The sequence below is a fragment of the Pseudomonadota bacterium genome, assembly GCA_039028155.1.
Lineage (GTDB): Bacteria > Pseudomonadota > Alphaproteobacteria > SP197 > SP197 > JANQGO01.
Genome location: JBCCIS010000027.1, coordinates 44,695 through 67,295, shown reverse-complemented (window position 1 = coordinate 67,295; position 22,601 = coordinate 44,695). Strand labels below are relative to the sequence as shown.

The 22,601-nt window shown below is 63.1% G+C and carries 11 protein-coding genes; 6 read left to right on the top strand and 5 right to left on the bottom strand.

The features are described from left to right. The first annotated feature begins 150 nt into the window (after window positions 1–150). The gene (locus tag AAF563_15120; protein MEM7122612.1) at window positions 151–1,437 is read left to right on the top strand and encodes a sodium:proton antiporter; all 1,287 of its coding nucleotides are present in this window, start codon (window positions 151–153) and stop codon (window positions 1,435–1,437) included. 114 nt (window positions 1,438–1,551) lie between these two features. Continuing rightward, complete coding sequence (locus AAF563_15115) at window positions 1,552–2,085, top strand: hypothetical protein (protein MEM7122611.1); 534 nt, start codon at window positions 1,552–1,554, stop codon at window positions 2,083–2,085. Window positions 2,086–2,099: 14 nt separating this feature from the next. Here the strand turns inward: AAF563_15115 and AAF563_15110 are convergent, their stop codons facing one another. Next, complete coding sequence (locus AAF563_15110; GenBank protein ID MEM7122610.1) at window positions 2,100–3,464, bottom strand: glutamine synthetase family protein; 1,365 nt, start codon at window positions 3,462–3,464, stop codon at window positions 2,100–2,102. A 113-nt stretch (window positions 3,465–3,577) separates the two neighbouring features. Here AAF563_15110 and AAF563_15105 point away from each other — a divergent pair, with 113 nt between their 5' ends. From AAF563_15105 to AAF563_15095, 3 genes are all read left to right on the top strand, one after another. Beyond that, window positions 3,578–3,949, top strand: coding sequence for a cupin domain-containing protein (locus AAF563_15105; protein MEM7122609.1), 372 nt, complete (start codon window positions 3,578–3,580; stop codon window positions 3,947–3,949). A 216-nt stretch (window positions 3,950–4,165) separates the two neighbouring features. Next, window positions 4,166–12,991 carry a FecR domain-containing protein gene (locus AAF563_15100; GenBank protein ID MEM7122608.1) on the top strand — a complete coding sequence of 2,942 codons (8,826 nt, stop codon included), beginning with the start codon at window positions 4,166–4,168 and terminating at the stop codon, window positions 12,989–12,991. A 270-nt stretch (window positions 12,992–13,261) separates the two neighbouring features. Further along, window positions 13,262–16,090, top strand: a complete 2,829-nt coding sequence (locus AAF563_15095) for a FecR domain-containing protein (protein ID MEM7122607.1) — start codon at window positions 13,262–13,264, stop codon at window positions 16,088–16,090. 111 nt (window positions 16,091–16,201) lie between these two features. On the opposite strand, the gene AAF563_15090 is transcribed toward AAF563_15095, so the two are convergent. From AAF563_15090 to cysQ, 4 genes are all read right to left on the bottom strand, one after another. Beyond that, window positions 16,202–17,509: an MFS transporter gene (locus AAF563_15090; protein ID MEM7122606.1), complete on the bottom strand. Its 1,308-nt coding sequence runs from the start codon at window positions 17,507–17,509 to the stop codon at window positions 16,202–16,204. A gap of 234 nt (window positions 17,510–17,743) precedes the next feature. Then, window positions 17,744–19,192 (bottom strand): FAD-binding oxidoreductase, encoded by a 1,449-nt coding sequence (locus AAF563_15085; GenBank protein MEM7122605.1) that lies wholly within the window; start codon window positions 19,190–19,192, stop codon window positions 17,744–17,746. 10 nt (window positions 19,193–19,202) lie between these two features. Continuing rightward, a complete protein-coding gene (locus tag AAF563_15080) occupies window positions 19,203–20,183 on the bottom strand; it encodes an L-threonylcarbamoyladenylate synthase (protein ID MEM7122604.1) in 981 nt (326 codons plus the stop codon). Then, a complete protein-coding gene (cysQ, locus tag AAF563_15075) occupies window positions 20,184–20,948 on the bottom strand; it encodes a 3'(2'),5'-bisphosphate nucleotidase CysQ (protein MEM7122603.1) in 765 nt (254 codons plus the stop codon). It lies immediately after the preceding gene. Between the two features lie 104 nt (window positions 20,949–21,052). Here cysQ and AAF563_15070 point away from each other — a divergent pair, with 104 nt between their 5' ends. After that, entirely contained in the window at window positions 21,053–22,483 is a 1,431-nt protein-coding gene (locus tag AAF563_15070) for a hypothetical protein (protein MEM7122602.1), read from the top strand. The last annotated feature ends 118 nt before the right edge of the window (window positions 22,484–22,601 follow it).

Sequence of the window (22,601 nt, the reverse complement as noted above, 5' to 3'; positions counted from 1 at the left end):
GGGGCCCCCGGGCCACCTGGTCCGCGTCCCCAACCCGGGGGGTGGCTAGAACCTCTCCGCTTCCGTTTTTCTGCGGCGGGTTGGGGCAAAAACACCGGGGCGGGCCCCCCACCGCCCCCCGGCCCGGCTGCTTTCTGAGGACCCGTTTCGATGGATGCTGTGTTTGATCTGGCCGCGGTCGTGGTCGTCCTGGCCGCCGTCTTCGGTTATCTGAACCATCGGCTTCTAAAGCTGCCCCACACGATCGGCCTGGTCGTTGTCGCCATGGCGATCTCGCTGGTGCTGCTGGCCGTCGATGCGGTGTGGCCTGTCCTGGGCATTGGCGCAACGGTGCGCGGTTTCGTCGCCAGCATCGAATTCTCCGAGACCCTGATGCAGGGCCTCTTGTCGTTCCTGCTGTTCGCGGGCGCCCTGCATGTTGACCTTTCGGCGCTGGTAAAGCGCAGCAAGGCGATCTTCGCCATCGCCATTCTGGGCACCTTGCTGTCGACCTTTCTGATTGGCGGCGGGACGTGGTTGGTCGTTCAGGGACTGGACCTGGGTGTCCCCCTGATCTTCTGCCTGGTATTCGGCGCCTTGATCGCGCCGACCGATCCGGTCGCCGTGCTCGGCATCCTCAAACGCGTCAAGGTGCCGCCGACGCTGGAAGCGAAAATCGCCGGCGAAAGCCTGTTCAACGACGGTGTGGCGATCGTGGTGTTCTCCGTGCTCGCCGGCCTGGCGACCGGTGCGGGCGGCCACAGCGAAGTGGATGCCGGCGGCATCGCCGTCTTTTTCCTGGTCGAGGCCGTGGGCGGCGCAGCGTTGGGACTGGTCACCGGGTTCATCGCGTTCAAACTTCTGAAGTCGGTCAACGAACACAATCTGGAGGTCCTGATCACGCTGGCCCTGGTCATGGGCACCTTTGCGCTGTCGGACCTGATCCATGTCTCCGGGCCGATCGCCATGGTGTGCGCCGGCCTCCTGATCGGCAACATCGGCACGCGGTTCGCCATGAGTGAGACGACCCGGGAGCACACCACCAGCTTCTGGTCGTTGATCGACGAGATCCTGAATTCCGTGCTGTTTCTCATCATCGGTTTCGAGGTGGTCGCGATCAGCGGCGCGCTCGGTTATGTCGAGCTCGGATTGATCGCGATCCCGATGGTCCTGGTCGCCCGTCTCATCTCGGTCAGCCTGCCAATCTGGGGCCTGAAGTGGCTGGGCGGAACCTTCACCCCTGGTGCGATCCGGATCATGACCTGGGGCGGCTTACGCGGTGGCATCTCGGTTGCCCTGGTCCTCTCTCTGCCGCCGTCGCCGGAGCGCGAGGTACTGCTGACGGCCTGCTACATCGTCGTCGTGTTCTCGATTGTTGTGCAGGGACTGTCGATGGAGTGGGTGGTCAGGCGATTGCTCAAGACGGGTGGTGCCGAAGGCGAAAACCGAGAAGGGTGACGGAACCCCGGCGCTGACGCTAACGTAGCGGCCATGTGGGAACGTCATCTGTTTGCGCGGCCTGTCGCGCGGTCGTTCGGCCGGCGAGCGGGCGCGGTTCTCTGCATGTTGTTCATGGCCGCCGCCTGGCCGGCCGCCGCCCAGACCATTGACCCGGTCGACGGCCGCATGCGCTGGCATGTCGGTCCGACGGATGGCTTGGCGAACCAGTACGTGCGCCAGTCCAGCCGATCGTCGATCTGCGAGTTCGCCGTGTGGGACAAGAGCGGTTTCTTCGCCGAAGCGGTTTTCTGCGAAACCCTGAGCGGCTGGTACTGGAAGCAGTCCTACATGACCCTTGATTTGGCAATGGACGAATTTGGCCATCTCGCCGACTTCATGACACGCGGCCCTGAACCGTTTCGCGACCTCAATTCCAATATCGGTCAGGTCGACCTTTACGGCTTCACGATCGACGATCCCGACAACGCTGGTCTGTGGCAATGTCTGGTCTTCATTAAGGGATTCAACCGCGAAGACAGGGGTTATCAGCAGATGCTGATGGCCTACATGTGCGATGACACCGGCGAGGGGCTCTCTGAAAACCGGCTAAGCGAAGCGCTGGCCGGCCTATCGATCGATGAGGTCTTCTCGCAGTTCGTCGACTGATGAAACCAAGTCTATCAGCCGCCCAGGTACCAGCTGAATTCAAGGGCTGAAGGGATCGCCAGGAACCGATCCATCTCAGCGCGTTTGGTGGCCAGATAAAGGTCGATGTAGTCGCGCCCCAGATAGTCGGCCAGGTGGTCGCCGTTCTTCATGGCGGCGAGCGCATCGCGCCAGTTGCTCGGCATGTCGCCGGTTTCCTGCTGTCTGTCGCCTTCCTGAGGTGGGCCTGGATCGATCTGATTGACGATCCCGTGCTCCAGTCCGGCAAGGATCGCGGCGAGCGTCAGATAGGGGTTGGCATCGGCGCCGGCAATGCGGTGCTCCAGGCGTTTCGCCTTGCCGTCGCCGACCGGCAGGCGGATCGACGTGGTGCGGTTGTTATCGCCCCAGCTGAACGAGCCGGCGCTGTAGCTGCCGGCGAAGACCCGCCGATAGGAGTTGATGTTCGGCAGGAAAATCGCCGCGGATTCGGGCGCCAGCTCTTTCATGCCGCCGATGGCGTGACGCATCGTCTCGCTGCCAAGCTGGCTGCCGTCGTCGAACAGGTTGTTGCCGTCGGTATCGGGCAGGCTGACATGATAATGCAGGCCGCTGCCTTCCTCGTCGGGGAATGGTTTGGCCATGAACGTCGCCCGCATGCCGTGTTTGGGCGCCAGTGCCATCACGACGCGCTGCAGGAGAACGGCATGATCGGCGGCCACGACCGGGTCGTCGCCATGCCTCAGATTGATCTCCATCTGACCGGGCGCGTACTCCGAACTCGCCACATTGGCGGGAATGTTCTGTGCCGCACAGGCGCGCGTCACCTCTTCGATGAATGGGCCGTAATCGTCGAGATCGGCCATCGAATAGACCTGGCGTGACGAGGCCCGTTCGCCGCTGCCCGGCAGGATCGGCTGCTGTGGGGCGCCGTCGGCGGATCGCTTGGGATCGATCAGGTAGAACTCGAGCTCGGCGGCTATCAGCGGCCGCCAACCGCGGTCGTGAATACGCTGGGCGACCTTGGCGAGAAGCTGCCGGGGGCTGGCATCGTAGGGCCGCCCGTCCAGGTGAAACACATCGATCAGGACCTGCGCCGTCGGACGTGTCGCCCAGGGAACCGGAACCAGGCTTCCTGCGACCGGACGACCCAGATCATCGGGATCGCCGTCCGACAGACCGCGCCCGCCGGGATCACTGGTGTCACCGGTAACGTCCAGCAGAAACATGGCGCCTGCGACAGGTAGTCCCTGATCGTAGATCTTGGCGGCGTCATCACGGCTGATGCGCTTGCCGCGCCAAAGGTTGCAGAGATCGGAGTAGATCGCGTCGACGACGTCGATATCAGGATGTTGTTCCAAGAACCGGTCGAGTTCGCTGCGGTCGCCTGTCGCCGCCATCAAGTCCCCCGTTTGTTGGGTCGCGGGCAGTGGATCACGCAGAGAACATCCCTGGCAAGTTGCACATGTGTCGGCGAGGGGCCATTTTTGTCAGGCAGCTGGGAGGCATGGCATTGACGACACGGCAGATTTTCAACGCGTCCGATGCCCGTTTTGTGCCGGATGATCGCTATGGCGAACCGGTCGAGGGCATGTGGTGGTGCAACATCAGCTACGAAATGGCGACCGGGCAAGGCAGCTTCCTGCTGCGCATGGATCCCGGCACCAGTTCGAAGCCGCATGAGCATATGGACTTCGAGGAGTTCTATGTGATTGACGGCGAACTCGTCGACAACGACGGTGCGGTGTTCCGAACCGGTGATTTCGTCAGCTTCGGGCCGGGATCGAAGCACTGGTCGACAACCGACCAGGGCTGCACGCTCGCGGTGTTCTTGCGGCAGGCGAACCGGCGGCTTGGCGAGGATGAGCGGCGCAATCTGGAATAGAAAAAACTGATCACTTGACCCCGTTTGATTGAGAAACCTCATGAATGTGGGCCGTTTGTGCCACATTGGGTCACAAAATGGGGCGCTTTAGCCTATAATCCGCAAGGATTCGCAGACATTTCCTGGCCTTACGGGTAGTGTCGCGGCGCCAGTTGTTACGCCGTCTATTCAACAAGAAACGGCGGGCAGGAGCCAATAAGTGACAGGAAGACGCGCATGGCTGTGGAAGGCTTGGACGTAGCAGCATTGTCGGCGGGTACCCCTGCGGGTTCGCCGGTTCACGTGATCGACGGAATGTCGTCTGGTGGCATTCACATCGACGACGCCGAGAGTGTGCTGCGCGCATCATTTGATCGCCAGGGCCCCGATCTCTTGATCGAGGGCCGCGACGGTAGCCAGATTCTGATCCAGGACTACTTTACGGCCGCCACGCCGCCGGATCTGATCCTGGGTGAGGGCGCCGGCGTCATGAAGGGTTCCCTGGTGTCGGCGCTTGCCGGATCGCCGACGCCCGGCCAGTACGCCCAACTCGATAGCGCGTCGTTGACCGCGAGCTCGGTGGGCCAGGTCGAGGCCATTACCGGCGAGGCCTTCGCCGTTCGCGTCGATGGCACGCGCGTCGCACTGGAAGTCGGCTCGCCGATCTATCTGGGCGATGTCCTGGAGACGTCGTCTGACGGCGCGGTCGCCGTTCTGTTTGCCGACGGCACACAGTTCTCGCTGTCCGAAGACGCCCGCATGGTTGTCGACGAGCTGATCTACGATCCCGGTTCCGACAACAACGTCGCTTCGTTCTCGCTGGTCCAGGGTCTGTTCGTCCTGGTCTCCGGCGATGTCGCCAAGACCGGCGATATGACAGTCGAAACACCGGTTTCGACCATCGGCATTCGCGGCACATCGGTGGCGATCCAGGCGGCCGCCGAAGGCATCCAGAACCTCGTCACGCTGCTGCAGGATCCCGATGAGACTACTGGTCTGGTCGAGGTCGCCACCAACGTCGCGGCAGTGATCCTGAGCGAACTCGGCGCCACGACGTCGGTCTCGTCCATCAATCAGGCGCCGAGCCCTGTCGAAATTCTAGACGGCGCCGATATCGAGGCGCTCTATCGCGCTGCACTCGCCACCATGCAGGTGCTGAACGATGCCGATCTGGGCGTCGAGACGGGTGCCGATGACGGCAGTGGCGATCAGGCCCAGCCCGCCGACCCGGATGCCGCGGTTCAGGCTTTTGCCGAGGCGGTCGAGGATCTGTTCGAAGAGCTTGCCGCCGCCATCGAAGAGGCCGAAGGCGAAGGTGAGAGCGAAGACGGCGGCGAGGGAGAAGAAGAAACCGGCGCGTCGGCCGGCGACGAGCTGGAGAGCCTGCCGGACAAGGAGCGCAACGACGAAACGATTGAGGAAATGACCGAAGAGGGCAGCACCAACAGCCCGCCAGCGGGCGAGGTCACCCTTACCGGCGCGTCGGTCGAAGATACCCTGCTTACGGCGGACGCATCAGAGATCACCGATGCCGATGGTCTCGGCGAGTTTTCCTACCAGTGGCAGGTTCTGACCGAGGGCGGCTGGGTCAACATCGATGGCGCGACCGATGAGACGTTCGCGCCCGGCGATGACCAGGTCGGCGCGCAGGTGCGCGTGGTCGTTTCCTATACCGATGGCGGCGGGACGTCGGAGAGCGTTGCGAGCGGTCCGACCGATCCCATCGCGAATGTCAACGATGCGCCGGAAGGCGACGTCGTCATCGCCGGTGACGCCCAGGAAGATTCACTTCTGACGGCCGATGCCTCGGGCATCAGCGATGACGACGGCCTGGGCGACTTCAGTTACCAGTGGCAGGCGCTGGTCGACGGTGTCTGGACCGACATCGCCGGCGCGACCGGCACGACGTTCACGCCCGGCGACGATCAGGTCGGCAACGCGGTGCGCGTGGTTGTCTCCTATACGGACGGCCAAGGCACGGGCGAGAGCGTCACGAGCGACCCGACCGCGCCGATCGGAAATCTAAACGATCCGCCGGTAGGCGATGTCCTGATCGATGGCGTGGCTCAGGAGAATGCGCTTCTGACCGCTGACACCTCAGGTTTGAGCGACGCCGATGGTCTGGGCGATCTTAGTTACCAGTGGCAGGCATTGGTCGATGGTGTCTGGACTGATGTCGCCGGAGCGACAGACGACACCTTCACGCCGGATGATCCAGAGGTCGGCTCGCAGCTGCGCGTCGTCGTCAGCTACACCGACGGCAACGGCACGGCAGAGAGCGTCACCAGCGGCGCGACCGATCCGGTTACCAACGTCAATGATGATCCGGCTGGTGCGGTCGCCATTCTCGGCGATGTCCAGGAAGATTCACCGCTGACGGCGGATACCTCGGGCCTGAGCGACGCCGATGGCCTGGGCGCGTTCAGCTACCAGTGGCAGGCGCTGGTCGATGGTGTCTGGACCGATATCGCCGGCGCGACGGACCAGAGCTTTACGCCGGGCGATGACCAGGTTGGCGATCAGTTGCGCGTCGTCGTCTCCTACACGGATGGCGGCGGTAACGCGGAGAGCGTCGAAAGCGACGCCACCGCGCCGGTCGAGAACGTCAACGACGAGCCTGACGGCGTCGTGACCATTGGCGGTGTCGCCCAGGAAGACTCGCTGCTCACGGCCGACGCATCCGGTCTGACCGATGACGATGGCCTGGGCGCGTTCAGCTATCAGTGGCAGGCGCTGGTCGATGGTGAATGGACGGACATCGCCGGCGCGACCGATGAGACCTTCACGCCGGGCGACGATCAGGTCGGCGATCAGCTGCGTGTCGTTGTCAGCTACACGGATGGCGAGGGAACGGCTGAAAGCGTTGAAAGCGCGTCAACCGATTCGGTCGCCAACGTGAACGACGATCCGGCTGGTGCCGTCGTCATTGAGGGCGACGCCCAGGAAGACAGCGAACTCACGGCCAACACCGATGACCTCACCGATGACGATGGTCTCGGCGCGTTCAGCTATCAGTGGCAGGCGCTGGTCGATGGTGAATGGACGGATGTCGCGGGCGCGACCGACGACACCTTCGCACCCGGTGACGATCAGGTCGGGCAGCAGGTGCGCGTTGTCGTCAGTTACACCGATGGCGAAGGCACGCCGGAGAGCGTGACCAGCGATCCCACAGATCCCGTCGGCAACATCAACGACGATCCCGAAGGTGACGTGACGATTGCCGGCTTGGCGCAGGAAGATGAGGTGCTGACCGCCGACGCCTCCGGCATCAGCGATGCCGACGGTCTGGGCGCGTTCAGCTATCAGTGGCAGGCGCTGATCGATGGCACGTGGACGGATATCGCCGGTGCGACCGGTGACACGTTTACGCCGGGCGACGATCAGGTCGGTGACGCGTTGCGTGTCGTCGTCAGCTATACAGATGGCGGCGGCAACCCCGAGAGTGTCGCAAGCGAGGCGACTGATCCCGTGGCGAACGTCAACGATGAGCCCGCGGGTGCGGTCGTCGTGGACGGTGCTGCCCAGGAAGACAGCGAGCTATCGGCCAATACCGACGGTCTGTCGGATGATGATGGTCTGGGCGACTTCAGCTACCAGTGGCAGGCGCTGGTCGATGGTGAGTGGACCGACATTGCCGGTGCGACGGACGACACCTTCACACCCGGCGATGATGAAGTCGGCGCCCAGGTGCGCGTCGTCGTTAGCTATACCGACGGCGAGGGCACGGCTGAGACCGTAGAGAGTGCGGCGACCGATCCGGTCGGGAACGTCAATGATGAGCCGGAAGGCGACGTCACCATTGATGGCGCCGCCCAGGAAGATGCCGTTCTCACCGCGAACACGGACAATTTGTCGGATGACGACGGCTTGGGCGCGTTCAGCTATCAGTGGCAAGCGCTGGTCGATGGCGAGTGGGTCGACATCGCAGGCGCGACGGAGGACACGTTCACGCCGGGCGACGACCAGGTTGGCCAGCAATTGCGTGTCGTCGTCGACTATACCGACGGCGAGGGTACGGCCGAGACGGTTGAGAGCGATCCGACCGCGCCGATCGGCAACGAAAACGATCCGCCGGAAGGCGCCGTGCTGGTCGATGGTGTCGCGCAAGAAGACAGTGAGCTTGCGGCCAACACTGATGGTCTCTCCGATGATGATGGTCTGGGCGAGTTTTCCTATCAGTGGCAGGCGCTGGTTGACGGCGAATGGGTCGACATTGCTGGTGCCACCGATGACACCTTTACGCCTGGCGACGACGAAGTGGGTGCACAGGTGCGTGTTGTCGTCAGCTATACAGACGGCGAGGGAACGCCTGAATCGGTCGAGAGTGACCCGACCGCTGCTGTAGCGAATGTGAACGACGACCCGGCTGGCGTCGTCACGATTGACGGTGCACCGCAGGAAGACAGTGAGCTCACGGCCAACACCGATGGCCTGTCCGACGATGACGGTCTGGGTGACTTCTCCTATCAGTGGCAGGCCCTCGCTGATGGCGAGTGGATCGACATTGCCGGTGCGACTGCTGAGACGTTTGCGCCTGGCGATGACCAGGTCGGCGACCAGTTGCGTGTCGTCGTCAGTTACACTGATGGCGAGGGCACGGCCGAGTCGGTCGAGAGCGAACCGACTGCGCCCATTGGCAACGAGAACGACCCACCGGAAGGCGCCGTTCTTGTTGACGGCATCGCCCAAGAGGATGCGGAGCTTTCGGCCAATACGGGCGGCCTGTCGGATGACGACGGCCTGGGTGAGTTCAGCTATCAGTGGCAAGCGCTGATCGATGGCGAATGGGTCGACATCGCCGGCGCGACCGACGACACCTTCACGCCTGGCGATGACCAGGTCGGCGATCAATTGCGTGTCGTCGTCTCCTATACGGACGGCCAGGGCACGGCGGAAAGTGTCGAGAGCGGTGCGACCGACCCGGTCGCCAACGTGAATGACGAACCGGCCGGCGCGGTCCTGATCGACGGCGTGGCGCAGGAGGATTCGGAACTCGCCGCCAATACCGACGGTTTGTCGGATGACGATGGCCTCGGCGCGTTCAGCTACCAGTGGCAGGCCCTGATCGATGGCGAATGGATCGACATTGCCGGTGCGACGGATGATTCGTTCACGCCGGGCGATGTTGAGGTCGGCGCACAGGTGCGCGTTGTGGTCAGTTATACAGACGGCGAAGGCACGGCGGAGACCGTCGAAAGCGATGCGACTGACCCAATTGCCAACGTGAATGATGAGCCTGCGGGCGCCGTTACAATCGATGGTGTCGCGCAGGAAGACAGCGAGCTCACGGCGAACACCGACGGTCTGTCGGATGACGATGGCCTCGGTGAGTTCAGTTACCAGTGGCAATCGCTTGTCGATGGCGAGTGGATCGATATTGCTGGCGCTACGGATGATGCGTTCACGCCGGGCGACGACCAGGTTGGTCAGCAGCTCCGTGTCGTCGTCAGCTACACTGACGGTGAAGGCACGGCCGAGTCCGTCGAGAGCGATCCGACGGCGTCCATCGGTAACGAGAACGATCCGCCTGAAGGGGCCGTGCTCGTCGATGGTGTCGCGCAAGAAGACAGCGAGCTCGCGGCAAACACCGACGGCCTTTCCGACGACGACGGATTGGGCGCGTTCAGCTATCAGTGGCAGGCGCTTGTCGATGGTGAATGGATCGACGTTGCCGGCGCGACAGGCGACACCTTCACGCCTGGCGACGACGAGGTCGGCGCGCAGGTGCGGGTGGTCGTCAGCTACACGGACGGTCAGGGTACGGCCGAGACTGTTGAGAGCGTGGCGACGGATCCTGTGGCCAATGTCAACGATGACCCTGAGGGTGCTGTCACGATCGATGGTGTCGCGCAGGAAGACTCCGAACTCTCTACCAACACCGACGGTCTGTCGGATGACGATGGCTTGGGCGAGTTCAGCTACCAGTGGCAGGTATTGGTTGACGGCGAATGGATCGACATTGCCGGCGCCATCGATGAGACCTTCACACCGGGCGATGACGAAGTCGGTTCGCAGGTGCGCGTTGTCGTCAGCTACACGGACGGCGAGGGCACGGCCGAGACGGTCGAAAGCGATCCAACCGGACCGATTGCCAATGTAAACGACGAGCCCGAGGGCGCGGTGACGATCGACGGCGTCGCCCAGGAAGATGGCGAGCTCACCGCCAATACGGATGGCCTCTCCGACGATGATGGCCTGGGCGAGTTCAGTTATCAGTGGCAAGCGTTTGCCGGAGGTGTTTGGGTCGCGATCGCCGGCGCGACCGACGCGACGTTCACGCCGGGCGACGATCAGGTCGGCCTGCAACTGCGTGTTGTCGTGGACTACACGGACGGCCAAGGCACCACCGAGAGTGCCGAGAGCGCTGCAACCGACCCTGTCGACAACGTAAACGATGACCCCGATGGTGCGGTCACGATCGACGGTGTGGCGGAGGAGGATTCCGAACTCACCGCCAACACCGACGAGTTGTCGGATGACGATGGCCTCGGTGAGTTCAGCTATCAATGGCAGGCGCTGGTCGATGGCGAGTGGACGGACATCGACGGTGCGACCGACGACACGTTCACGCCAGGCGACCACCAGGTTGGTGAGCAGGTGCGTGTTGTCGTCAGTTATACGGACGGCCAGGGCACGGAAGAGAGTATCGAAAGTGCACCGACCGATCCGATTGCCAATGTCAACGACGAGCCGGAAGGCGACGTCATCGTCGACGGCGCCGCTCAGGAAGACTCCATCCTGACAGCCAACACCGACGGCCTATCGGATGATGATGGCCTGGGCGAGTTTGAATATCAGTGGCAGGCGCTGATCGACGGTGAGTGGATCGATATCGCAGGCGCGATCGGCGATACATTCACGCCGGGCGATGATGAGGTCGGCGCACCGGTTCGTGTTGTCGTCAGCTATACGGACGGCGAGGGCACGAACGAGAGTGTCGAGAGCGCGGCAACCGATCCGATTGCGAACGTGAACGACGAGCCGGATGGCGGCGTCGGCATCAATGGCGTCGCTGAGGAAGATTCGACGCTGACCGCCGACACGTCGGATCTCAGCGATGACGATGGCCTTGGTCCATTCAGCTATCAGTGGCAGATCCTGACTGATACCGGCTGGCAGGACGTCGAAGGCGCGACGGACGACAGCTTCACGCCCGGTGACGACGAAGTCGGCTTCCAGATGCGCGTGGTCGTCAGTTACACCGACGGCGGCGGTACTGTCGAGACGGTCGAGAGCGCCGCCACCGACAACGTGGCGAACGTCAACGACGCACCGGAAGGCAATGTCGGCATTAACGGCGATCCCGAAGAGGGCGAGGCGTTGACGGCCGACACGTCCGGTCTAAGCGATGACGATGGTCTCGGTGAGTTCAGCTATCAGTGGCAGGTTCTGACCGGTGACGGATGGGTCGATATCGATGGCGCGACGGACGACACATTCACACCGGACGAAGACCAAGTCGGGTTCCAGGTTCGCGTTGTCGTGAGTTACACCGATGGCCAAGGGACGCTTGAAACCGTCGAGAGTGGCGCGACCGACGAGATCGAGCCTGAGCCCGGCGAGGTTGATGTCGTCGTCAACAACAATGGTGAAGTGTTCCTGCAGGGCACGTTTGTGGAACTGGGCATCGGCGCGAACGGTGCGATGGGTACCGTCGGTGCGGCGCCGGAATCGTTTGAGGCATCCAACGAGCCTGGTCTGCCGGGGCTTTCGTTCTATGCCAGCAATGCGCCGCTGGCCGACGGTGACAACGGCACCGGCGATGCGTTCCTGCCGGGTATCCCGGTCGAGAATTTCACGCTCGCCTTTACCGATTCGGAAGGATCGTTTGTCGGATCGAACCAGAATGATGATGGTGGCACCGACATCCCGATGAGCGTCGAAAGCACGTCGTCGGACGACGGTGTGGCATCGGCGACTCTGACGGGCGGTGTCGACGATAAGGTCGAGATCAGCCAGACGGTGAGCCTTGGTGCCGACGACACCTACTACACAACGACCGTAACGATTACCAACACCGGTGACGAGACACTCACCGGCCTTCGCTACATGCGCAACAACGATCCCGATCACGAGGTCGATGCGGTGGGCGGTATCGGCTTCCCGACGATCAACGACGTTCTGCTGAACCCGGATGGCACGGGCGGTGTCGCCGCCGTCAATGCCTTGGGCCAGTTTAGCGGCCAGAGCATCCTCTTGGTCGCCGATCAGTCGGCGCTCAACCAGGAGAACGGTCTCGACGACGGTTCAATCCAGGTGCGTGCGTCGGCCTATGGCTTCGAGAACCTCGACCCGTTCGATTCGCGGGGTTTCGACAATCCATCCGATCCCAATGGTTCGACCGCCGATATCGGCATCAACCTTGTCTATGTTCTGCCGGATCTGGAACCCGGCGAGTCGATCACGATCACCTGGGTGACCTCGACCAACAATCCGTCCGACGGCAACGACTATCTGGTCGCGCAGGCGGATCAGACGACGGTCGATGGCGGCAACGGCGATGACATCGTTCTGGCCGCGCGCGAGGAGACGAGCGAGACCCTGATCGGTGGCAACGGCACCGATGCGCTGTTCGCCTACAGCACCGGTGCGACCGGCGACGTGCTTGTCGGCGGTAATGGCAGCGATTTCCTAAGCAGTGGCGGCGGCGCCGATAGTTTGACCGGTGGCCTGGGCGCCGACATCTTCTTCTATGATGACGAGGATGATGGCCACGTTATCGCGAGCAACACCACCTACTCGTCGATCGCTTCGCCTGAGGCCGACACCATTGTCGACTTCCAGAGCGGACTGGACGTCATTCAGCTGCTCAGCGATGCCTTTGGCGACCTGCCAGAGGGCGCGCTGGTCGATGGCGTCAACTTCTCGGTGATCGCGGACTCCTATGACGGCACCAATGCCGGCACCAACGCCAACCATGATGCCGGCGAGGCGACCTTTGTCTATTCGGTCGCCGACGGCACGCTGCACTATGACGGCAACGGCGCCGATGCTGGTTACACGGCTGTCGCGGCCATGGATCAGCCAGCCGCCTCCGATATCGAGATCGTCTCCAGCACGTAGCCGGGCCGCCGGTTCGCCGGTCTCGAGAAGCCCCAACTCGGGCTGAACATGCCCATTCCGACGCGATTCGGTGTCCGGCCCGCAGATTCGGCTTTAAATCGGCCCAAAGTGTGATGGCTGACACACCTACCTGCATCCGCTACCGGCGATAGTTTCCTTGCTCTAAAGTAGTAGTGCGTTGATATGGCGCGCCCGTGACGCTGGGGCTCAATCAACGCGGTGAGCGCACAAAAAGGGCCAAAAACGGCCTTGTTTGAGGGACACACGCACATGGCGGTCGAAAGTACTGCAAGTACGGCCTTGTCCGCTCCGGTCACGTCACCGTCGCCCCATGTGGTCGATGGCATGGCGCAAGGGCCGTTGAGCCTGCCATTCGGCGACATGGCGCTGCGTGCCGACTTCGACCGTCAGGGTCCCGATCTGGTCATTGAGGGATTGGACGGCACCCAGGTCGTCATTCAGGACTACTTCGCCACAACCGAACCTAGCGACCTCGTTCTGGGCGACGGCGCCGGTGTGCTGAAAGGTGCCCTGGTCTCGGCGCTCGCGGGTTCACCCACCGCCGGCCAGTACGCCCAGGCCGAGACGGCATCGGTGACTGACGGCGCAATCGGCCAGGTCGAGGCGGCGACCGGTGAGGCCTTCGCCATCCGTGCCGACGGCACGCAGGTGGCGCTGGAGGTGGGTTCGCCGATCTACATGGGTGACGTACTTCAGACGCCGTCCGATGGTGCCATCGCGGTGCTGTTCACCGATGGCACGCGGTTCTCGCTATCAGAAGACGCCCGCATGGTTGTCGACGAGCTGATCTACGATCCCGGTTCCGACAGCAACGTCGCTTCGTTCTCGTTGGTCCAAGGTCTGTTCGTTCTGGTTTCCGGTGATGTCGTCAAGACCGGCGACATGACCGTCGAGACGCCGGTGGCGACGATCGGCATTCGCGGCACCTCGGCGGCGATCCAGGCGGCCGCCGAAGGCCTGCAGAACCTCGTCACGCTGCTGCAGGACCCGGACGGTAATGTCGGTCTGGTCGAAGTCGCGACGGAAATCGGGACGGTCATTTTGAGCGAGGTCGGTGCGACGACGACGGTGACATCGCTGGACCAGGCGCCGACACCGGTCGAGATTTTGGGCGGCGCGGACATCGAGGCGCTCTATCGCGCCGCGCTCGCGACCATGCAGTTGCTCAGTGAGGCCAACCTTGGCGTTGGCGACAGCGTGATCAACGAGAGTTCGAACACCAACGCGAACGCGCCGTCCGATGAGGGAGCGGCGTCGACGCTGACGGTGGCGGACGTCACCGAGAACGGCAATCCCGGCGACGACGAATCCCAAGCGGGCGAGCCTGCCGACCCCAACGCCGCCGTGCAGGCGTTCGCCGAGGCGGTTGGCGACCTGTTCGAGGCTCTGGCCGAGGAAATCGAAGAGAACGAGACCGCGAACGCCGAGAGCGACGCGACGGACGATCCCACACCGACTGGCGCGTCCGCCGGCGATGAAATCCCCGGCGTCACACCGCCTGCCGACGAGAGCCTTCCGGACAAGGCGCGCAGTGATCCGCCGGTCGAGACCGACCCGGTGGTCGAGACGGATCAGGCTCCCACCGATCCGGACGTCGTTGTTGTCGGTGGTGCGGATGCGTTCCTGCGAGGCACCTTTCTTGAGCTTGGCGTGTCGGCGAACGGCGCGCTGGGCACCGATAGCGCGCCACCCGACGGCTTCGCTTCCGCCGATCAGCTCAACCGACCGAACCTGTCGTTCTATGGCGATGACGATCCACTCGCCGGCGACGATGCAACGACGGGTGATGCGTTCCTGCCGGGAATCCCGGTCGAGAACTTCACCATAGCGTTCACCGACGGCGCCGGCGCCTTTGTCGGTTCGAACCAGGGCGGCGGTCTGGGCACCGACATTGCCATGGGGCTCAGCGATACCGCGTCCGGCGGCGGCGTGAATTCGGTGACGTCAGCCGGCGGCGTCGACGGCCGTCTCGATGTGAGCCAGACGATCAGCCTCGGCCTGAACGATACCTTCTTCACCACGACCGTGACGTTGACCAATTCCGGCGACGGCACGATCACTGGCTTGCGTTACATGCGCAGTGGCGACCCCGATCAGGACGCCGACGGTGGCGGCACGTTCAGAACCGTCAACGATGTCCTGATGAACCCCGATGAGAACGGCATCGCCGCCGTTGATGCCCAGGGGCCGACCAGCGATCAGAGCATTCTGCTGCTGGCCGACCAGGGTGCGCTGAATGCCGCCAACGGTCTTGATGACGGTTCGATCGCGGTGCGCGCGTCGGCGTTCGGCTTCCTGAACCTGAACCCCTTTAACCCCAATGCGTTTGACAACCCGGCCGATCCGAATGGCCGTGCGGGCGATATCGCCATCAATCTCGTCTACGACCTGCCGGACCTGGAACCGGGCGAATCCGTGACGATCTCCTGGGTGACGTCGCTCAATGCGCCGTCCGACGGCAACGATGTCCTGGCCGTGCGTGGCGATGAGGTAGCCGCCGATGGCGGTGACGGCGACGACATCATCTACGCGACGCGCGACGACACGGTCGAGTCGCTCGAGGGTGGGGACGGCAACGACCAGCTGTTCGCCATGAGCGAAGGTGACAATGGCGATGCGCTGAATGGTGGCGACGGCAACGACGTGCTGTTCAGCAGCGGCGGTGACGATTTCATGACCGGCGGCGAAGGCAACGATCGCTTCGTTTATGACAACGTCGACGATGGATTTGCCGTGGCCGGTAACACCGCGTTCTCCAATCTGAACAGCCCGGCGCCTGACGTCATTGTCGATTTCGAGAGCGGTGCCGACACGGTCGCGTTCCTGAGCAGCGCGTTCGGCGGCCTGCCGATCGGCAATCTGCAGAACGGTGTCAACTTCTCCGTCATCAACGACTCCTATGACGGCACGAACGCGGGCGCCAATGTGAACCATGGTTTGGGCCAGGGCTCGTTCATCTATTCGCTGGCCGATGGCGTGCTGCACTATGACGGCAACGGTGCGACTGATGGCTATACAGCCGTCGCAGCCATGGACCAACCGGCCGCATCTGACATCGAGATCGTCGCGACGGTCTGACCTCTCTTTACATCGACCTTAGCTTGAATTGAGGCGCTGCGAACCGGCGAGAGGGTTGGACACCGCACGTGCCAAAGCCCGGGCGCGCCAACTCTAACGCACGGCCGAACGTCAGGAGCGCGTTGGTGCCTTACCGTCCATCCTGGGGCGTGTCTCGGGCAAACGAAGAACGGCCAGGAACGACAACACCGCCAGAGCGATCATCACGTAGACGGGTGCGAAGTCGTTTCCGGTGCGCTCCACGAGATAGGTCGTGAGCAGAGGTGTGAGCCCGCCGAATATCCCGTAGGCAATGCCGTTGCCGATCGCGACGACACTGCAACGCAAGCGAGGTTCCAGCGTTTCGGCCATCATAAGGCTGTAGACCGCCCAACCCATGGCAAAGACGACTCCCATGGCCGTCTGGCCGGCGAGAATGAGCGCGAAGCTTTCACGATGAATCAGCCACCACAGTGGCCAAGCAAGCACGATCGTGCCGGCTGCCGCAGAAAACGCTAGGGGTTTGCGCCCGATGCGATCAGCCAGCAACCCGGCCACAGGTACCGTGATCATGATGACAAAGAGCGCCAGCGTGTTGATATCGAGCGCCCTTGCCGTCGAGAGGTGCATATGCACGGTCAGGTCCGATACCGCATAGATGAAGGCGATGTAAAACCCGACGCCGCCCAGAAGGATCATGCAGATGTAACAGACGATGGAGCGCCAGGCTGTGCGGAAGACATCCTTGACCGGCATTTGATCAGCGCTATCGATTGCCTCGAAGTCCGGCGTCTCCGTGAGTTTTCGGCGCATGAGATAACCGATCAGCGAAATCACCATGCCGAACAAGAAGGGGATCCGCCATCCCCATGTCTGCATCTGTGCTTCATCCAACAGGTTCCCCATGAGCGCTCCCAAGCCGGAACCCAGGATGAGTCCGAGGAATTGGCCTGTCATGGACCAGCTCGAAATGAACGCGCGGCGTTGTTTCGGAGCGTGCTCCATCAAGAAGACCGTGGAGCTGGCATATTCGGCGGCGACGGCGAAACCCTGCACCAGCCTCAGCAAGACGAGCAGGATGGGCGCAGCAAGGCCGATGGCGTAGTAGGATGGCAAGATACCTATGGCAAACGTCGACAGGCCCATGACGGCAATCGTCGCGACGAGGATCGGCTTTCGGCCGTATCTGTCAGCCATGTGGCCCAGAACGATGGCGCCGATGGGCCGTCCTGCATAACCCACGGCGAAAGCCGCGAAGGCGGAAAGTAGGGAGGCGACGGGATCATCGGAGGGAAAGAACTGTTTGCCGATGGTGACCGCGAAGAATCCATAGACCCCGAAGTCGTACCATTCCAAGACGTTGCCGAAGCCCGCGGCAACGACCTTGGATTTCAAGGTGCCGCCGGTCGCTGTTCCATCGTTGGTCCGACTATTGGTCATCGACAACGCCGCCTGAACACCGACTAGCGCAGCAGCGCGGCCATCGAGGCAATTCGACAACCATGGTCATCATGCTCAATCCAGCGATCGACGTTCGGAATGGTCTCGCCGCCAACTGTTTCACCCGCCGGATTGTCCATCATGGCCTCGCGCGATATGTCCTAGATCACTGATTATTGCGTGTGAATCGTCAGTAGTGCGGGGGCGTTACCACGCCATTGGACGAAAAGGCGTTCAGACAACGAGCCGGCCGGGATTGAGCAGATCGTCGGGATCGAGCGCGTGTTTCAGGCGCCGCATCAAATCAAGTTCGACATCAGACTTGTAGCGCTCCATCTGGCGCAGACGTAACCGGCCGACGCCGTGCTCGGCACTGAACGAGCCGTCCATCGCCACGACCATGCCTTCGACGGCGTCATTGATGTCGCGTTCGCGAGCCAGCAGCCCGTCGCGATCCGCCTCGCTGCGCGATGTCAGGTTGAAGTGGATGTTGCCGTCGCCCAGGTGACCGAAAGCGATCACCAGCGCGTCCGGCGCCATGGCGTTGACGAGGTCCGTGCCCTCGTTCAAGAACGCCGCGACACGTGACACCGGCACCGCCACGTCATGTTTGATACCGCCGCCATTCAGCACCTGAGCTTCCGGGACGCCCTCTCGGATTGCCCAGATGGCCTGCGCCTGTGCTTCAGATTCCGCGATAACGGCGTCAATCACCAAGCCGTCTTCCAGGGCCTCTGCCAACACGCTTTCCACCATCTGACGCAGTGTATCGCCCTCGCCGCCAGAGCTCGCCTCCATCAGGACATAGGCACCGTGGTCTTGCGTGAACGGGTTCTTGTGTTGCGGCATCAGACGGAAGACGAGGTCGGCGGCGTCGCGCACCAGGTATTCGAAACCGGTGATCTGTCCGCCGGTCGCTTCCTGGGCGCGATGCAGCAGTGTCACCGCCGCTTCCGGATCGCGAACGGCCAGCCATGTGGTGACCACCGAACGCGGGCGGGGCCACAGCTTCAGAACCGCGCCAGTGATGATGCCGAGCGTGCCTTCTGACCCCAGGAACAGCTGCTTCAGGTCATAGCCGGTGTTGTCCTTGCGCAGCGCGCGCATGCCGTCCCAAACCCGGCCATCGGCCAGTACGACTTCCAGCCCGAGCACGTGGTCACGGGCATTGCCAAAGCGAAGCACGTTGGTGCCGCCGGCATTGGTCGAGAGGTTGCCGCCGATCCGGCAACTGCCTTCCGCCGCCAGGCTGAGTGGGTAGAGCCGGTCGGCGTCGGCGGCCGCTGCCTGGACATCAGACAAAATGCAGCCGGCATCGACGGACATCGTGTTGTTGTCGGTGTCGACGGCGCGGATCTGTGTCATCCGGTTGAGGCTCAGAACGACCTGAGTGCCGGTGTCATCGGGTACGCTGCCACCGACCAGCCCGGTATTGCCGGATTGCGGGACGACCGCGACGCCGGCCTTGTGACAGGCGGTGACGATCGCGGAAACCTCTTGCGTACTGGCGGGACGCAGAACCAGGGGTGTCGCACCAGGCCAGCGGTGGCGCCAGTCCGTGACATAGGGCTCGGTATCGGCCGTGCTCTCAAGCCATCCGGATGCACCGACGATGGCTTTAAGCGTGTCGGTCAGACCGTCTGGCAGGGGTGGGGGCGATGTGGTTTCAGCCGTTGAAGACATGAAGTGAAGCTTAGGCCAGATCGTCGGTTGGGCAAACCGACGCCGCGGCGCCGCGCCGCAGACGATCATTGATGGCGCGCCCCAGGCCGTCTTCAGGCACCGACATGACGGCAATGCAACGTGCGCTTGACTGCTCGAGCTCATGCAACATCGCGAACAGGTTGGCGGCGGCCTCCTTTAGATCACCCGTTGCGCTCAGGTTCCGCGTCGTTGCGGCACCGGCAGGAACGTCTGGGCCGAAGGCGAGGAGCGCCTCGTCCGGTTCCGCGGTGTCGGCATGAAGGCGCAAGGGGATACGCGGGGCATAGTGACGCGCCAACATTCCGGGGGACGGTAGGTTGTCGCCTTGAGGTTCGGTCTCGTCGTCAACCGCGCCGGCGCGTTCGGCGAGTTCTTCCCGTGAAACCGCGCCGTTGCGCAGTAGCCGCAAGGAGCCATCACCGGTGCAGGCGACCACGGTGGATTCGAGGCCGATAGGGCAGGGACCACCATTCACGATCACAATGTCCGACCCAGGAAACCCTTCGGCGACATGTTGCGCCGTCGTCGGGCTTAGACGCCCGGATGGGTTGGCGCTGGGTGCCGCGAGTGGCAGGCCGGTCTTCTTCAACAGGGATTGGGCGACCGGGTGGGCGGGAACCCGCAGCGCGACCGTTTCGCCACCGGCGCAAGCGAGGTCGCAGACCGCGCCATTCACCTGGCGTGGCACGACGATTGAAAGTGGACCCGGCCAGAAACTCTCGGCAACCGATCGCGCGGCGGCGTCGAACGTGCCCAGCACCTCGGCCGCCGCCAGATCTCTCACGTGGACGATCAGCGGATTGAAGGTCGGTCTGGCCTTTGCTTCAAAGATGGCGGCGACGGCTGTTGGACTGGTCGCATCACCGCCTAGGCCATAGACGGTCTCGGTCGGAAACGCGACCAGACCGCCGTCGTGCAGATGATCGGCGGCCCGGGCGAGACCTGTCTCATCCGGCGGCAGTAGCGGCATTCAGTCGGTGCGTCCCCTGACGATGAAACTGGGATTTTCGAAACCCGGCTTGCCGTAGGCGAGTTCACTGCCATCGGCGTCGCAAACACTGCCGCCGGCGGCCCGCACCACCGCGTGGCCCGCTGCGGTGTCCCATTCCATGGTCCGGCCGAAGCGCGGATAGACATCGGCCGTGCCCTCGGCCACCAGGCAGAACTTGAGGGAGCTGCCCGCCGACTTCGTGCCGGCGATGGCGAATTGGGTGAGGTAGGCCTTGGACTTTTCATCCAGGTGCGACCGGCTCACCGCCGCATAAAGGCCCTCGCTCGGCGGCTTGCGCGCGCTGACACCCTCGGTCGTGCCGCCGGAGCGGCGGGTCACGGCGTTGCCGTCGGTGGCATAGAGCAGGTCCTTGGCCGGCGCGCCGACCACGCCCATCACCGGCAGGCCGTCTTTGACCAGCGCAATATTGACGGTGAACTCACCGTTACCGCTGATGAACTCCTTGGTGCCGTCCAGCGGGTCCACCAGCCAGAAGGCGGCACCCAGATTGCCGGGCTCGTGGCCGGCGGCGACGCTCTCCTCGGCAACAACCGCGATGTCGGGTGTCAGGGCGGCAAGGCGCTCCAGAATGATGGCTTCGGCGGCTTCATCGGCGTCGGTGACCGGCGAGGCATCGGGCTTGGCTCTGATTTCGGCGCTGCCGTACTGGCGCATGATCTCCACGCCGGCCTCGTCCGCCACGGCGATCAGATCGCCGAGCAGGCCGCTCAAATCCTTGGTCATTCCGTACTCCGTGCCGCGAGCCGGTCGTCATAGCGGGCCGGAAAGAGGCTGGCAAGGGCCAGCCGCCTGTGGTCGTCGGCGTCACGATTGGGTAGTCTGAGCCCATGACTGCGCCAGCTCGTCTCGTGCCCTCGTGGGGAGGCCTGACAGCCCTGTTGCTCGGCCTTGGCCTCGCTGTTTTGCCGGCGCGGGCGCAGGAGACGTCGGACGCGAAGCCGGCGGATATCGAGGCGATGGTCGAGGCTGGCCAGGCCGTGGTGCTGCCGCTGGGTGACGCCTTGAAGACGCCCGGGACTGTTGTGGATGCGGAGACGGTATCGCCTGAGGACGACGGGACCTCCGAAACGGCCGATGACAATACCGATGAAGACCATGTGGCGGGTGTAGACGCGGCGGATGCTGGCTTGCCCGACGACCAGTCCGAAGACAGCGCAGCCGACAACGCTGCCGTGGATGAACCTCAGGTCGAGGTTGTGGTGGAAGAAACAACCGAAAAGCTGGAGCCGGAAACCGTGCCCGAACCCGACACGGTGATGGAGGCCGTGCCCGACGAGGCGATCGCCGACGAACCGGTGGAGGAGGTTGTCGCCGCAGAGAACATCGAGATGCCTGAACCGACGTCATTGATCGAGGACGAAATCGATGACGGGTCAACCGGCGTGTCAGTCCCGTCCGCCGACCTTGAATCGGAGATCGAGGCGGCGGCTCTCGTGGATGAAGCGACCGGGGAAGGGTCGGCCGATTTCGGCGACGTCGAAGAACCCACGACCGAGACGATTGTGGTCGAGGAGACCATTGTCGACGAGGTGATCGTCGATCCGGACACAGGGGAACCGGCGGCCGAGGCGATCATCGTCGAGGAAACGGTAATCGAGGAGGTCACCACGGTTGAGCCGGGCATTGAGGAGACGCCTGTCGAAGAGCCCACCGTTGACGAGCCCGTCATCGAGGAAGCCGCTGTGGACGAGTCCACCGATGAGGCGCCCGCCGCAGACGATCCGGCCATAGAGGTGTCGGTCGCCGAGGAACCGGAGTCAGAGACTATTGAGGTCGTGCCCGACGATCAGGCTCTAGAGGAAATCGTGGACGGCGCGATTGAGAGCCAACCAGCATCAGAGGAGCCGGCGGTCAGCGACGTCGAACCGGAACCCGAAGAAATCGTCGTCGCCGAGACGGCCGTCGAGGCGCCGGTAATCGAACAACCGGCCGTTGATGAACCGGAGGCGCTTGTCGGCGCAATGGTGCCGCTCCGCACCGCTGAATTGGGCAATGCCGAATCAATCGGCCCTTACCGCCTTTGGCTGGCGTCTTACAAGACGGTGCGCCAAGCAAAGGAGGGTTGGCAGCAAATCGCGCTCGCCAACCAGGACCTGCTGGCTGATCTGACACCGATCATCGTGCTCAAGGATCTAGGCCAGGACGAGGGCACGTTCTTCCGCCTCCAGGCCGGACCTCTGCAAAGCCAGGGCACCGCTTCGGCGCGGTGTACCGCCCTTGTCGACCGCAACGTCTACTGTTCGGTGCTCGGACCCTAGAGCAGATCCTGTTTTGGTGGAATCGCTTCGCGATTCCGCCAAGGCAGGTGAATCTGCTCTACTCTTAGATAGAGAGCGGATTCACGTGGTTAGGTGGAACCGTCTTACGGTTCCACCT

Excerpts from the sequence above, each read along its gene's own strand:
- AAF563_15120 (MEM7122612.1), top strand. The coding sequence starts at position 151 with ATGGATGCTGTGTTTGATCTGGCCGCGGTCGTGGTCGTCCTGGCCGCC.
- AAF563_15115 (MEM7122611.1), top strand. The coding sequence starts at position 1,552 with ATGGCCGCCGCCTGGCCGGCCGCCGCCCAGACCATTGACCCGGTCGAC.
- AAF563_15110 (MEM7122610.1), bottom strand. The coding sequence starts at position 3,464 with ATGGCGGCGACAGGCGACCGCAGCGAACTCGACCGGTTCTTGGAACAA.
- AAF563_15100 (MEM7122608.1), top strand. The coding sequence starts at position 4,166 with ATGGCTGTGGAAGGCTTGGACGTAGCAGCATTGTCGGCGGGTACCCCT.
- AAF563_15095 (MEM7122607.1), top strand. The coding sequence starts at position 13,262 with ATGGCGGTCGAAAGTACTGCAAGTACGGCCTTGTCCGCTCCGGTCACG.
- AAF563_15090 (MEM7122606.1), bottom strand. The coding sequence starts at position 17,509 with ATGACCAATAGTCGGACCAACGATGGAACAGCGACCGGCGGCACCTTG.
- AAF563_15085 (MEM7122605.1), bottom strand. The coding sequence starts at position 19,192 with ATGTCTTCAACGGCTGAAACCACATCGCCCCCACCCCTGCCAGACGGT.
- AAF563_15080 (MEM7122604.1), bottom strand. The coding sequence starts at position 20,183 with ATGCCGCTACTGCCGCCGGATGAGACAGGTCTCGCCCGGGCCGCCGAT.
- cysQ (MEM7122603.1), bottom strand. The coding sequence starts at position 20,948 with ATGACCAAGGATTTGAGCGGCCTGCTCGGCGATCTGATCGCCGTGGCG.
- AAF563_15070 (MEM7122602.1), top strand. The coding sequence starts at position 21,053 with ATGACTGCGCCAGCTCGTCTCGTGCCCTCGTGGGGAGGCCTGACAGCC.